Source organism: Bacillus sp. 7884-1 (assembly GCF_002272245.1).
In the GTDB taxonomy this organism is placed as follows: Bacteria; Bacillota; Bacilli; order Bacillales; family Cytobacillaceae; genus Neobacillus.
Map to the genome: position 1 here is coordinate 23,680 of NZ_NPDD01000224.1, position 14,231 is coordinate 37,910.

General features: G+C 38.6%; 15 protein-coding genes and 2 pseudogenes. 3 read left to right on the top strand and 14 right to left on the bottom strand.

The window, feature by feature from the left end; genetic code table 11:
* Positions 1–10 precede the first annotated feature (10 nt).
* From CHI06_RS24785 to CHI06_RS24830, 10 genes and pseudogenes are all read right to left on the bottom strand, one after another.
* A pseudogene (locus tag CHI06_RS24785) lies at positions 11–161 on the bottom strand (TetR/AcrR family transcriptional regulator); the annotation flags it as partial.
* A 36-nt stretch (positions 162–197) separates the two neighbouring features.
* A pseudogene (locus tag CHI06_RS24790) lies at positions 198–1,200 on the bottom strand (thiolase family protein).
* A gap of 37 nt (positions 1,201–1,237) precedes the next feature.
* Entirely contained in the window at positions 1,238–2,011 is a 774-nt protein-coding gene (locus CHI06_RS24795) for an SDR family oxidoreductase (protein WP_095251253.1), read from the bottom strand.
* Positions 2,012–2,290: 279 nt separating this feature from the next.
* Positions 2,291–2,692, bottom strand: coding sequence for a MaoC/PaaZ C-terminal domain-containing protein (locus CHI06_RS24800; protein ID WP_095251254.1), 402 nt, complete (start codon positions 2,690–2,692; stop codon positions 2,291–2,293).
* The gene (locus CHI06_RS24805) at positions 2,689–3,138 is read right to left on the bottom strand and encodes a MaoC family dehydratase N-terminal domain-containing protein (protein WP_095251256.1); all 450 of its coding nucleotides are present in this window, start codon (positions 3,136–3,138) and stop codon (positions 2,689–2,691) included. Before CHI06_RS24805 ends, CHI06_RS24800 begins: the two co-directional genes overlap by 4 nt.
* Before the next feature lie 24 nt (positions 3,139–3,162).
* On the bottom strand, positions 3,163–3,927 hold the full coding sequence (fabG, locus tag CHI06_RS24810) for a 3-oxoacyl-ACP reductase FabG (protein WP_095251258.1): 765 nt from the start codon (positions 3,925–3,927) through the stop codon (positions 3,163–3,165).
* Between the two features lie 75 nt (positions 3,928–4,002).
* Positions 4,003–5,181 (bottom strand): acyl-CoA dehydrogenase family protein, encoded by a 1,179-nt coding sequence (locus CHI06_RS24815; protein ID WP_095251259.1) that lies wholly within the window; start codon positions 5,179–5,181, stop codon positions 4,003–4,005.
* A 356-nt stretch (positions 5,182–5,537) separates the two neighbouring features.
* Positions 5,538–5,795: a DL-endopeptidase inhibitor IseA family protein gene (locus tag CHI06_RS24820; RefSeq protein ID WP_095251261.1), complete on the bottom strand. Its 258-nt coding sequence runs from the start codon at positions 5,793–5,795 to the stop codon at positions 5,538–5,540.
* Complete coding sequence (locus CHI06_RS24825) at positions 5,792–6,781, bottom strand: hypothetical protein (protein WP_095251263.1); 990 nt, start codon at positions 6,779–6,781, stop codon at positions 5,792–5,794. The genes CHI06_RS24820 and CHI06_RS24825 overlap by 4 nt, the downstream gene beginning before the upstream one ends.
* 26 nt (positions 6,782–6,807) lie before the next feature.
* Complete coding sequence (locus CHI06_RS24830) at positions 6,808–7,233, bottom strand: sensor histidine kinase (RefSeq protein WP_095251264.1); 426 nt, start codon at positions 7,231–7,233, stop codon at positions 6,808–6,810.
* A 147-nt stretch (positions 7,234–7,380) separates the two neighbouring features.
* Between CHI06_RS24830 and CHI06_RS24835 the strand changes: the two genes are divergently transcribed.
* Positions 7,381–8,673: an ATP-binding protein gene (locus CHI06_RS24835; RefSeq protein ID WP_095251266.1), complete on the top strand. Its 1,293-nt coding sequence runs from the start codon at positions 7,381–7,383 to the stop codon at positions 8,671–8,673.
* 54 nt (positions 8,674–8,727) lie between these two features.
* Here the strand turns inward: CHI06_RS24835 and CHI06_RS24840 are convergent, their stop codons facing one another.
* The 4 genes from CHI06_RS24840 to CHI06_RS24855 all read right to left on the bottom strand — a co-directional run bounded on the left by CHI06_RS24840 (position 8,728) and on the right by CHI06_RS24855 (position 11,522).
* Entirely contained in the window at positions 8,728–8,943 is a 216-nt protein-coding gene (locus CHI06_RS24840; RefSeq protein ID WP_095251268.1) for a hypothetical protein, read from the bottom strand.
* Positions 8,944–9,120: 177 nt separating this feature from the next.
* Positions 9,121–9,387 (bottom strand): phage holin, encoded by a 267-nt coding sequence (locus CHI06_RS24845; RefSeq protein ID WP_095251269.1) that lies wholly within the window; start codon positions 9,385–9,387, stop codon positions 9,121–9,123.
* Between the two features lie 93 nt (positions 9,388–9,480).
* The gene (locus CHI06_RS24850) at positions 9,481–10,836 is read right to left on the bottom strand and encodes an ABC transporter permease (RefSeq protein ID WP_095251270.1); all 1,356 of its coding nucleotides are present in this window, start codon (positions 10,834–10,836) and stop codon (positions 9,481–9,483) included.
* A complete protein-coding gene (locus tag CHI06_RS24855) occupies positions 10,833–11,522 on the bottom strand; it encodes an ABC transporter ATP-binding protein (RefSeq protein ID WP_095251272.1) in 690 nt (229 codons plus the stop codon). Before CHI06_RS24855 ends, CHI06_RS24850 begins: the two co-directional genes overlap by 4 nt.
* 171 nt (positions 11,523–11,693) lie before the next feature.
* On the opposite strand from CHI06_RS24855, the gene CHI06_RS24860 reads away from it, so the two are divergent.
* Positions 11,694–13,796, top strand: coding sequence for a PBP1A family penicillin-binding protein (locus tag CHI06_RS24860; RefSeq protein ID WP_095251273.1), 2,103 nt, complete (start codon positions 11,694–11,696; stop codon positions 13,794–13,796).
* 175 nt (positions 13,797–13,971) lie between these two features.
* Positions 13,972–14,231, top strand: a 260-nt coding sequence (locus CHI06_RS24865; protein ID WP_179292774.1) for a helix-turn-helix domain-containing protein, incomplete at its 3' end; no start/stop codon positions are given.

Sequence of the window (14,231 nt, forward strand, 5' to 3'; positions counted from 1 at the left end):
TGATTACTTAATCCTTTAACAACTCTTCCTTCCTGGAAAAGTAATAGTAAAAGGTTCCCTTTGTTACTCCAAAAAAAATCAACAATATCTTTAATGTAGGTGGATTTAAAACCATTCTCATCAAATAAATGGAGACTTGCTTCCATTATTTTCTGTTTCATACTGCTCTACTCTTTTTCAATTATGGTAGCAATTCCCTAGCCGCCGCCTATACAAGCCGTAATGAGCGCATATCTTCCATTTGTTCGTTTTAGTTCATAAACAGCTTTTGTTGCCAAAATAGCACCTGTAGCTCCAAGCGGATGTCCGTGTGCAATTGCTCCGCCATTTACATTTACTTTTTCCCATAATATTCGGGTCGACACCTGCTACAGCATAGGCGCGAATCACTGCTAATGGAGTTAAATTGAATTCTTCCGCTTTTTCCCTCGACATAATGACAAGAGCAGCGGCAGCATCATTCAGTCCAGAACTATTTCCAGCTGTTACATTTCCATTTTTTAAAAAGGCTGGCTGTAGCTTCGTTAATGCCTCAAACGTAGTTTGCGGCCGTGGGTGTTCATCCTTTTTAAATACTATAGGCTCGCCCTTTTTTACTGGGATTGTGATTGGAACGATTTGTTCATCAAAGCGTCCCTCTTCCATTGCCACACTCATTCTTTGTTGACTTTGGAAAGCAAATTCGTCCTGTTCTTCTCTCGTAATCTTATATTTTTCAACGAGATTTTCAGCTGTGATTCCCATTGGGGGGTCTCCAATTTCCTTTGGTGAAAGCTGTGATTTTCTAAAGTTAGGGGGTGAAGCGCTATATGGTTTTTCAGGACGATCCATCAAATAGGGCGCCCGGCTCATACTCTCCGTACCACCAGCAATATAAATATCACCATCGCCTGCTCGAATGGCTTGAGCTGCTAGATTAATTGCATTAATACCCGACCCGCATTGGCGGTCGACAGTAATACCTGGCAGATTCAACGATAATCCTGTCTGCAAAGCTGTTAATCTAGCAATATTTCCTCCACCTGATAAAACATTTCCGATTAGGACATCATCAATCATCTCTGGGTCAATATTTGCCCGCTTTACTGCCTCTTTTATCACTTCTGCACCTAGAACATGTGCTGGTATTGCAGCAAGGGCACCACCCTGCCTGCCTATTGCTGTCCGTACCGCTGATACAATGACTGCCTCTCTTTTCAATTCCCTTCACCCCTTGGAATATTTCATATGATCTCTACTACATTGCGTGTGCGCCGCCATCGACTACAATAATGTCCCCTGTAATAAAATTAGAAGCAGGTGCCGCTAGGAATAAAGCAACTCCTTTTAGGTCAGTATCTGACCCGAACTTACGTAATGGAGTCCCTTCTAGAATTCCTTCGCTGCCTTTCTCAAGCAGCCCTTTGGACATTTTCGTAGGGAAAAAACCTGGTGCAATCGCATTTACATAGATTCCTTGTGGTCCCCATTTAACCGCTAAATCCTTTGTAAAAGTAATGACCGCTCCTTTAGAGGTATTGTAGCCAATCGTATTCATATATTTGGGGTTACTGCCTTTGAGACCAGCCACAGAGGCAATATTAATGATTTTTCCCGATTTCTGCTCGAGCATGACTTTACCCACACTCTGTGACATGAGGAAGGTTCCGGTTACATTGACGTCCATTACTTTCTTCCAAGCCTCAAGCGGCATATCTTCCACCAGTGCTCCCCAGGTAGCTCCGCTATTATTGACGAGGATGTCAATATGTCCAAATCTCTCTAATGTACGTTCAACCACGTTTTTTACATCCTCCGGGTTCGTAACATCACATTTTAAGGCGATAGAGTCGACTCCAATTTTCTTTAACCCTTCACTTACTTCTTGACATGCCTCTAAATTCCTAGAACAGACCACTACATTTGCACCAGCCTCAGCAAATCCTTCAGCTATTTGCTGACCCAGCCCCCTGCCTCCGCCTGTAACAATCGCGACTTTTCCTGTTAAATCAAATAATTCCTTCACATGCATCGACGTTTCCTCCCATTGACATCTATTATCTTTCTATATGAATTTTCTACATACTAACTAGTTGGTATGTTACTAAGGACATAATATATAAAATATTCATAATATTCAATATCTATTTTTTCACCAAATTTCTCGTTTGTATTTTACAATCATATTATTTTAAAAGTACTGCTTATTCTAGTTGGAACAATTTGAACAGCCTCTCCTCCATTATTTACAATAAATAGTAATAAACCCTGCCTCAAGCATGAATCAATCTATTGGCCGGGTTATTAATATTTAATATTGGGTAAACAAAACCTCACCTTTTAATACTTCATTCCCATTTTGATTTACAGCCAGAACTTGGAAACGATGATTAGGTTCATTTATCTCTTTCAAGGTAGCTTTCAGTGTAATTACATCATTTAAAAATACCATTCCTTTAAAGCGGATGGAATAATCCTTGACGAAGCCTTCTCCAAAATACGGAGTAAAAAGTTTTGCAAGATTACCCATCGTCCACATACCATGCGCGATTATCCCTGGTAATCCAGCCTTTTTGGCTTCCTCATCAATGGTATGAATCGGATTAAAGTCTCCAGAGGCACCCGCATATTTAATTAAATCGATTCTTGAGACAGGCTCTAACTGAATTTCTTTTACTGATTCACCAACTCGTAACTGTGTAATAGTACTCATTTTGTTAGCACCTTCCTCACTGCTTCAGAAATTACAACGGTCGAGGTTGAACTGAAAATCGTGTTACCTGCTAAATCCTTACCAAAGCTTTCAAGGACAAGAAAACCCATTTCGCCAAAATTCCCTTTTTTCTCAAAGTATTTTTTTACTTCGGAGTAACATAGAATCTCTTCACCAACCATTAAAGGACGTTCGTAATGAAAAGTCTGTTCCCCGTGGATTAATCCTTTATTAGGCAGATTTAATCCCTCAATCACTCCATAGTCAAACGTCCTCGGAAAGGTTGGCGGAGCAATATTGTTTTGAAATCTTGAATTTCTCCCTGTTTCTTCATCAAAATAAATGGGGTGAAGGTCTCCAATTGCTTCCGCAAATTTCTTCACGGCTCCTCTTTCCACAACATTTTTGACTCTAGTGGAACATTTCCCGACTTGATCACTAAACAATTTATCCTCGCCTCACTTTAGTTATTAATTTTTCGGTCCGCCAGCCACATAAATAACCTGACCATTAACAAAAGAAGATTTTTCATCGGCAAAGAATGCCACAGCATTCGCAATATCTTCTGGCCTTCCACTTCTTCCAACAGGAATATTGGCTACACTAGCTTGGATTAATTGTTCAAATGGAACTCCGATCCTAGCAGCTGTTTCCTTCGTCATTTCCGTTTCAATAAACCCTGGTGCAACAGAGTTTGCAGTAATACCATATCTTCCCAGCTCAATCGCAAGTGTTTTTGTGAAACCCTGTAACCCTGCTTTGGCGGCAGCATAATTGGCCTGACCTCGATTGCCAAGAGCAGAAGTTGAAGAAATATTAATAATGCGTCCATATTTATTTTCAACCATATACTTTTGAGCAGCACGTGCAGCATTAAAGGATCCTTTTAAGTGAACATCCATGACCATTTGCCAGTCAGAGTCTGTCATTTTAAATAAAAGATTATCACGGATAACGCCTGCATTATTGACTAGAATATCAATCGAGCCAAGTGCCTCATACGCCTCTTTAAAGGCACTTTCCACTTGCTCGGCATCGACTACGTTTGCTACTTTTGAAAAAACTTCATAACCCTTTTCTCTTAATTCATTAGTTGTTTCTACTAATGCTTCTTCGTTTAAATCAATAAAAGCTACCTTCGCTCCTTCCTCGGCAAAACGTTCTACAATCCCCTTCCCAATCCCCCTGCTTCCTCCTGTTACAAACGCTACTCTTCCAGTAAATCTACCTGCCATTTTATTTCCTCCCAAACTTTTCATTTTGACAATCTTGAATTCTAGCAATTTAGTAGATAACGCTTACAAATAGTATTATACGTACTGACCAACCTTTACATGTCCCTTAATTAAATTTCGTGCAATTATCATTCGTTGAATTTCATCGGTTCCATCGTAAATTCTCCAAAGTCTTGCTTCACGGTACCAGCGCTCGATTGGCAGTTCTCTTGTATAGCCCATTCCTCCATGGATTTGAAGGACACGGTCTACCACTTTGTTCCCCATATTCGCACCATAAAGCTTTGCCATTGAAGCTAAATGGCGATTATCTTCACCGTTATCAAGGGTGAAGGCTGCATTTAAAACCAACCATTTAGCTGCTTCAATTTCTACAGCTGAGTCAGCAATTTGCCACTGAATCGCTTGTCTTTCTGCAATCGGTTTTCCAAAGGTAATCCTCTCTTTTGAATAGTCAATCGCCATCTGTAATAGTCGCTCTGCTGCACCTACCGCTCTAGCGCCGACAACCCATCTAGCAAAACCAATCCATTCTAACCCAAGATTATAGCCCTTGTGTAACTCACCAAGAATATTCTCTTTCGGAACTCGAACATTTTCGAATACTAGGCCAGCTGGACCCCATTCACCCATCGTATGTATATACTCTGACTTCCAGCCCATATCCCTGTCAACAATAAAGCAGGTAACACCTTCTCGCCCTTGAGTAGATTGGTGCAATTCTTTATCTGTAATCGCAATCGCCATAACAAAATCCGCTTCATTCCCACCTGTAATAAACGTCTTCTCCCCATTTAACACCCAGTCACTGCCATCTTTTACAGCTGTCATCTTGATGTTTCTCGTATCAGAACCAGCACCAGGCTCTGTCATGGCAAAGCATGACTTTTTCACGCCATTAATGGTAGGAAGCAGGTATTTTTTCTTTTGATCTTCGTTCCCATAATAAAGGATGTTATCTGCAGAACCGCCAAAGCTAAATGGAACAAACGTTTTGGATACCTCCATTAATACAATCGCCATCATCATTTGCCCTAAATCAGCTCCACCATACTCTTCTGGTGTATTAATACCCCAGAAACCTGCTTCCTTTGCTTTTAATTGAAGCTCCTTTAGTACTTCTTTTGAAAGGCTTGGTTTCCCTTCCCTTTCATTTCGCAATACCTCATTTTCTAGTGGAATCAATTCTTTTTCTACGAATCTTCTAATTGTCTTTTGGACCATTTTTTGTTCATCTGTCAGACGTAAATACATACCTTTCACTCCATCCTTAATAGCAGAATTTAGTCATAAAACACGTAAATAATATTATGCAGGCAGAACCGGATACATACCTACCGGTTGGTATGTTATTCTAATTTTATTCTGAACTTTCAGATAAAACAAGTTTTTTATTTATATTTACTATTTTCTCTTTTAGAAATTTGATAAAACCTAGGAGAAAAACAGCTAGTTAGGATAGTAACCTTGCTGCTTACTTTTAAAATGTCCCCGGTTCCGAGAATATCCGCCAACCATTTTCGGTCTTCTGGAAGCTAATATGTACAAATTCAAAGGAATTTGTATCCCCAACAGGGACTTTAAGATCAATTTCTATTTCATTTCCCTTATCATTCTTCTGGACAAACTTCTGCACGTTCATAATTTAAGAGTGATCCTCCATCTGCGTTAGGCTGGATCAGCTTACCAAAAAACTCAAAGATTGTTTTCTTTTGCATAAATGAATCTATTGCACTTGATGTAAAGGAACTAGATAGATAGTTCACTAATTTGGCATGGGTATCCAAATCCTTACCAAGATACCGATATTCATTATTATTAACGGTTACCGTTTCAATTTTTCCCTCTGAGTATTCGCCACCACTCATACAAACCAATATTGACTTGCTGCTTTCTTTACCTTTTGAATGATTAGTTCTTCCTCTATGCTCCTATATTTACTGGTATCCTTCCTGGAGATAACACTTGAAAATCTTTCCTTTGGAAGCATTTTTTCCGCTTGGATTCTTAATTGCTGGAAGTAGCCTTTTGTCGGTACTACGGAATTTAAACTCAATCCCTTATCAATAGCGTGAATAGCCTGTTCAGGAAGACCGGCTTTTACATGTGCATCTGCTAAATAATACCAATTATAAGTTGCATCCGGCACCTCTGAAATTCTTCGTTGATAATACGCAATAACTTCTTGAAAATAGGAAGGATAATAGTTCATATCCGCTACAACAGAGTCACCTTTCCACGTTAACAAATCGACTTTATAAGCGTCTGCCATGTCACGTTTCAAAATCGCCAACCTCGTCTTTTCCTCCTCTTCAATTTCAATCGCTTCTAATTCGTTATACGTTATTTCCTTTAATTTTGTCAGTTTATCCTTCTTCCAATAATAGATTTCAAGAACATTTTCAGCAGACCCTTCAGTCTGCCAGCCAAGTAAAATTTCCTTTCGTCCATCACCCATAATATCTGCTGCATAGGCCCAATCAATCTCTGTCCCAGCACCTTTGGTAATAAATATTTTACTCCAGCCATTTGCACCCTTTTCCAGTGCGAATGCTCCCACTTGATTTTCACTAACCATAGAACTGTACAATACGAGAGCTTCTTCGTTTTCATCTCCATCAAGATCAACGTTGATAACAGAATCAACGCCAACAGGACCATCGGGGACTGAAAGTTTTGAACCCTTTGGTAAATTTCTTTTAGCGATGGATACCAAGTCTTGTGCTGGATTCACTGCTTTCACTTGTTTCGGTGCCTTTATTAAACTCTCCGGAGCAGGAAATAAATTGCAGCCGCTAAGCAATAAAATGCTTATTGCAAAAATCACAGCGACTTTTATATGCTTCCCTCTCATACCATCACTCCACAATAACAATTTCATCACAAGGACAACCGAATTTCCGCCGTTGTTCCGCTGTTCTCTTTACTAGTTAAAGAAAAACGACCATGATGTGCCTGTATGATTTCATCAACAATGGCAAGTCCCAACCCACTTCCACTTGCTTGTGATTTCCCTTTATAAAATTTATCTCTTACATGTTTGAGGTCTGATTCGGAAATACCAACACCAGTATCGTTAATGGTAATTACTGCCTCTTTTTGATCCTTTAATAGATGAACAGTTATTAAACCTACGCTTGGAGTGAACTTTAAGGCATTATCGAGCAGGTTAATCAACACCTGTTTTAAGCGATTATAATCAGCAGAAATATCTTCAATCGAATGATCTATTTGTGTTATTATCTTTAAGCCCTGCCTGGCACCCCTAGGCTCCAATTGACCACTTTTTAGAGAAGTTGTTACCAATTTGTAACCTTTTTATTGTAGTAATGTTGATTTCCAGTTTTCTGATATTCCAAAAACCATCAAACTTTAGTAATATAGTATATGTGACTCTTTATATTTGTAAAAATCTAGGAAAGTTTTCCTTCCAAGAGAGGCTAGGAGAAATACATGAATAAAACAAAATTAGTATTCCTGTACCTAATTACCAGTTTGATTTGGATCTACGCAAGTAATTATGTACTGACTCATTATATCTCTTCGCCCTTTGTTAATTATTTTGAACGAGGGAAAGAAATATTCTATATTCTTGTAACTGGTGGGATTTTTTATTTTTTCATCCTTAAAAAAGAGGAACTTGATTCTACGAAAGAACAAGAAAAACGATTATCTACCCTCATCAACTCAATGGTAGATTTCGTAAACTTCAAAGATGGTGAAGGTCGCTGGATTAAAGCCAATGACTTTGGACTGAAATTATTTCAGCTTGAAGATGTCGATTATTTTGGAAAAAAAGACTCAGAATTAGCAGAATACACAGATTTCTACAGTGATGCGCTGAGATACTGTGAGGTATCTGATGAGGAAACGTGGAATAAGGGTATTATCACACGCTGTGAAGAGGTGGTGCCCCGTCCCGATGGAACAGAGAAAATTTTTGATACGATTAAAGTTCCGCTGTTTCATGAGGATGGAACGAGAGAAGGATTAGTCATTATTGGACGTGATATTACGACACTAAGACAAACAGAAGAGCGGTTGAATCGAACAGAAAAATTATCTGTCGTCGGTGAGTTATCTGCTAGTGTCGCACACGAAATTAGAAATCCACTCACCTCCTTAAAGGGGTTTGTACAGTTATTGCAAATGGAAGATGATAAGCATCAAGATTATTACCAAATTATGTTAGATGAATTAAATCGAATCAACCACATCGTTAGTGAACTTTTGTTATTAGCAAAACCACAGCACTTAAAATATTCAAAATTGGCTATACAAAGGATATTAAATGATGTTATTTCGTTATTAGCCGCTGAAGCATCCCTTTACAATGTACAAATTGAGTCTAAGTTCCCTAAAGAGGATATTATACTTGAATGTGAGCCTAATCAGCTAAAGCAATTATTTATTAATTTAATCAAAAATTCGATTGAAGCCTCCAATAATGACAGTAAAATCTCAGTTAGTCTTGATAAAATTGAACCGGATAAAATAGCTATTACAGTGAAAGACGATGGATGCGGTATTTCTAAGGAACGTCTACAAAAAATCGGAGAACCTTTCTATTCCTCAAAGGAAAAAGGGACAGGCTTAGGCCTGACGGTCAGCTATAAAATTGTCCAATCCCATAATGGTCATATTAATTTTGACAGTGAGCTTGGCTGCGGGACCACGGTTAACATTACCTTACCGGTGTTACAAGATACCTCGCAAAACAAAACTCATTTAGTAGAAATTGCATAAAAAAATTGCCTTTTCTTTCGGAAAAGGCAATTTTTTTGTACAAGGTAATTCCACTTAATGGGAACTAACTTTACGTGTATGTTTTTGTCGTATATCTTTTAAATGTAACCGGATTAAAAAGGCAATTCCCAATGTGATTCTATTATTCCAAAGCCTGGCTTTTCTTTGTTTTGGACCGTAAACATAACGATTCCAAAGTAGATAAATTGACTCCTCAAGGATAATAAATAGGAAGTATATAAGTGCTGACATACCAATCCAATACCACATAACAAGAACCCCCTCCTCAGGTTAATACTCTTTTAATTGTCCAATACCCTCATCTTTATTATACCGTCTATCCTTTAGACAATTCAGAAATTTCAATCCCCTTTTATTTACAATATTCAACAAAAAAACTGCTTAGCTTCCCTAATAGATGGAAGTAAGCCGCTTTATGTTTCTATATTAATGAGGTTCTTTGTAGGTTTTTGCTCGTTCGCTGTCGCTCATACCTTTTGTCGTTGGGTCCTGAATTAGCCCAATCATCGAAAGTAAAATAAATAATGCATTAACAAACGTTAAAATGGATTGCTGAATGGCATCTGAAAGTTGAAAATCAGTAATCCCTAATGCATTTAATCCTCCCAAAAGCATTTGCGCCACAATCATTAACTGAGCAATAAAGGCCATAACCCAGCTCCTGTTTTTAAAGCGGACCTTCCAGTTGATCATTTTCCCATCCCCTTCCTATGCTAAAAGAAGTTCTTTCTACTAACATATGCTTGGACAGAAAATGGTTGTCCGCCAATATCACAGAATCTATATTTATATTTCTCTTCTCATTGCTTTTAAAACATCCACTTTCGTTGCTCTTTGTGCTGGACGAAGACCTGAAAGGATCGTAACACCATAACAGATGACCACACAGATAATTGGCAGACTTAGAGGAATATCGCTAAAAACAAGATCAGGAGGGGTTTCCTCACCAAAGGCCTGCTTTATGATTAAAGGAATGACAAAGTTAACTGCATAACTTATCCCATAGGAAACAACGGTACCGATTAATGCCCCAATCAGCCCAATATAACTACTCTCAAGCAGGAAAATTCGTTTAATGGTCCGAGGAGTTGCTCCGATTGCTTTCATAATACCGATATCGGGTGCACGATCTGTTACGGCCATCGTCATTGTATTGTAAATCCCGATTGAAGCAATTAGAATCGCAATCGTCCCTATAAAAATAAGTCCAACTTTTGCGATGGCAAACATCAAATTAACTTGCTTCAATTCATTTACTACTGAATAAGTTGCGTATTTCTCTTCTTTTAACTTATCCGCTATACCTTGAACTGCTTCCATATTTTTTGCGTGAATTTTCACATCATCAAAAGTATTTTTGTCAGCTTCGAGTTCAGTTAACTCCACCTGACTATTTGAATCCAGGACAATCCCTTTTGGAGTTCCCGTAAATGCCTCAATCTCCTTCAGGATATCCTCTGAAATATAAACACTTCGATCCTCTTGCCATTCCTTCGTTGGTTTTTTGGATATTCCCACAACGGTAACGGGTATGGTCTTATCTAAAGGTTTACCGTCCTCGACTTTTTGAACAGTAAGATTAATTTTTTCTCCAATAAGTTTCCCATTAAAACGAAACTCTTCTTTCAATTGCCCTTTTTCATCAAACCATTCCTTTTTCGTTTCCCCTTTTATAGCAAGATTGAGCGGGAAATGATAGCCAACCACTACTTCATCCCTTCCTTTTGCCAGACGGCCTTCTGACAATTCAAAACCAGCTTTTATTTCTGACGGAAAATTAGTAACCACGGTTTGTGTACTCAACTGATAATTTCCAATTGAATAGAACCCTTCCTGCTGCAGAATTTTTCGCGTTGTTACGGCTATAACATCCTTTAGCTTTTCAAAGGCTTGAATATCTTTCTCTTCTAACTGACGATAACCATGATCATCAGTTGTTTCTTGTCCATATACATCTAACTGAGTAACAATCCCACCTTCTAGTATTTCATTGACAACTGATTTTTGTAATCCAAATCCCACAGATACGAGAACAATTAAGAATGCACAGCCCATGGCTGTAGCAAGTATGGTCATGTAAACTCTTGTTCTATTTTTCTTCATATTTTGACGAACGAAACGGAATTGGTCTCTCAGTTTCATACAAGTACCTCCTCTTTCATTCGTCCATCAGCTAATTCAATAGTTCGATTACCGATTTCAGCTACCTTTTCATCATGGGTAATGATTAGAAAGGTAATCCCTAAATCTGCATTCAACTGCTTGATAAACTTCAATAAATCATCCTCTGTTTCACTATCAAGACTGCCAGTGGGTTCATCTGCTAGAATAATAGGAGGATTAACAATTAAAGCACGAGCAATACTTACCCTCTGCTGCTGTCCCCCTGATAATTCTCCTGGGTAATGTTCCTGGTAATCTAACAAACCAACTTTAACCAGCATTTCCTCCGTCTGTTTTTTTCTTTTATCTTCACTGACTCCTTTTAAAATAAGTGGAAGTTCCACATTCTGAAAAGCTGTCATACTCGGAATCAATTGAAAGCTTTGAAAAATAAAACCGAGGTTCCTGATTCTAAAATCTGCAAATTTGGTCTCATTCAATTCTGAAACCTTCTCACCATTGATCCAAATTTCACCTTCGTTCGGGTGAATAAAACCACTTACAAGATTTAATAGAGTTGATTTACCAGAACCGCTCCTGCCAACTATGGTTACGATTTCCCCTTTTTCAACTTCAATAGAAATATCTCTAAGTACTGGAATGACGGTTTGTCTTCCTTTTTTTCCCACAGTAAATTCATGACTCAAGTTTTTGATTGTAATCATAATTTCCTCCTGTTTCCCTACTTCACCTTAATAGACGTAGTCTCCTCATCAAACCCCTACAGATTATTTAAATATTTTTATCATTCTCCAAAAAAGGCAATGATTGGTGTTTTTCTGATATTAAATTTATAATGAATAAAGCAAAATCCCTTTTGAAGGAAAGGAGCCATAATGGAGAAATTACGCCCCTATTGGGAAATGATTGTCCGTTTCTGGAAAAAGAAACATATTACACAGCTATTATTATTAGTTATTCTGATTGTCATCCTCGTAACCATTGTTTATTTCGGCTGGCTTGCAACAAGAGCTAATGTTCAGACATTAAAGGAAGGTCTCAGTCAACCGACTGTCATTTATGATCGTAATGAAAGTGTGGCAACAAATGTAGCGACCAATCGGACTGGAGGGGTTGAGATTGATGAGCTCCCTAAATATGTTCCTGGTGCAGTGGTTGCCATTGAAGATGAGCGCTTTTATGAACATAATGGATTTGATCTTAAGGGAATAATGAGGGCTTTTTTCAACAATCTATTTGCGGGAGAGATTACTGGCGGAGGCAGTACGCTAACACAGCAATTAGCGAAAAATGCATTACTTTCACCTGAACAAACCTATAAACGAAAAGCAGAAGAGTTATTTTTGGCGGTTAAGATTGAGAAAGTCTATAAAAAAGATGAAATCTTACAAATGTACTTAAATCAAGTTTATTTTGGGAGCGGTGCATGGGGAATCAGTAATGCATCAAAAAGATATTTTAATAAACCGATTACCGAAGTTACCATTAGTGAGGCTGCCTTGCTTGCAGGGGTATTGCAGTCACCAAATTACCTTGATCCAACAAAAAACTATGATGTTGCAATAAAACGCAGAAATGTCGTTCTTAGCAAGATGAATGAGCTTGAGATGATTACGAAGGAACAATACACAGCGGCTAAAGAAGAAAAGATCGAGATTAATAGCGGCAGCGGAAGTTTTGTTGAGCGTAAATATCCTTATTATGTGGATGCGGTCTTAAACGAAGCAATCAATAAATACGGATTAACGCAGGAAGAAATTTTAACCAGAGGTTACCGGATATATACCGAATTAGACCAAAACCTGCAGGCAGGACTCGAAAAGGTAAACAATAATAAATCCCTTTTCCCGAAAAGTTCTAAAGATCGCATTGTTGAAACCGGTTCTGTTCTAATGGACCCCTCTTCAGGAGGTGTATTCGCTCTTGTTGGCGGCCGTGGTGAGCATGTATTTAGAGGATTTAACCGCGCTACCCAATTAACGGCTCAGCCAGGTTCAACGATTAAGCCGCTCGCGGTATATACACCAGCTCTTGAAGATGGCTATACATTCAACTCCGAGCTTGTTGATGAGCCTACTTCTTTTGGAGAATACAATCCAGAAAATTTCTCAAAAACCTATCAGGGGAAGGTTCAGATGTATAAGGCTTTGGAAGACTCGTTAAATGTCCCAGCCGTCTGGCTCTTAAATGAAATTGGTCTCGAGAAAGGATTAGACAAGCTTAAAGCCTTTGGATTGCCAGTCGAAAAAGAGGATAAACACCTTGCGATTGCATTAGGGGGAATGAACAAAGGAGTATCTCCGCTTCAATTAGCAAATGCATTCTCTGCATTTCCAAATGGCGGTAAGCGACAAGACAGCCATCTTATTACCAAAATAGTAGGTCCTACCGGAAATATCATTGCGGAACGGGAACCGGAAACCACAAAGGTAACTTCAAAGGAGAATGCTGATAAGATGACAGCCATGCTTCTTAATGTTGTAGAATCTGGAACTGGCAAAAACGCACGTATTCCTGATGTTCAGATAGCTGGAAAAACAGGTTCCACTCAGCTTCCCTTTAATGATATAAACGGGACGAAAGATCAATGGATGGTTGGTTACACACCTAATTTAGTCGCAGCGATATGGATAGGATATGACCAAACCGATCGACAGCATTATCTGCCAAGCAGCGGTTCTGGAAATGTTGTCCCGATTTTCAAAGAAATCATGAAATCATCCATCCCTCATATACAAAGTGAAACGTTTGATGTCGTTTCGATTAATGACCAATTAGCTGGTAAAACACAGACAAGAGAAGAGATAAAAGAGCAGGCAGAAAAAATCAAAAAAGAATTAAATCAAAATGCCCAAAAGCTCGGTGAAAAGATTCAAGAACAGGCCCCAGTATGGAAAAAGGGTTTTGAAGATGCGATGATTTCAATCGGAAAAGGCATTGATACGGTTATCCAAAAACTTCAAGGATTAAAAGAATAGCACGCCACAACGGCGTGCTATTTTATCATCTTTCCGACAGAATACCCCTTCCTCAAGGAATGGAAGGGCGAAGCCCAATGAGTAGGGAGGGGATGAATGTCGGTTGGCGATAGCCAAAACTTTCCTCCCTATTTTATAATAAGAACAAATGTTCCTGTTAGGTGAGGTGAAATATATGCTAGTAAACAAGGCTCTCAAATTCCGCATCTACCCAAACAAAAAACAAATTGAACTGATTAACAAAACCATTGGCTGCTCAAGATTTGTATTCAATTTCTTTCTTGGCAAACAAAAAGAAAAAGATGCACACTGGTATATCGTTGAAGAAATGAGGCAAAACGGTCAGCTATCAGCGAATAAATGGAAAGGCAAATTCTTAAACAAATATGAAACAGTGAAATCACTTCCTGAACTAAAGAAACATTACTCATTTTT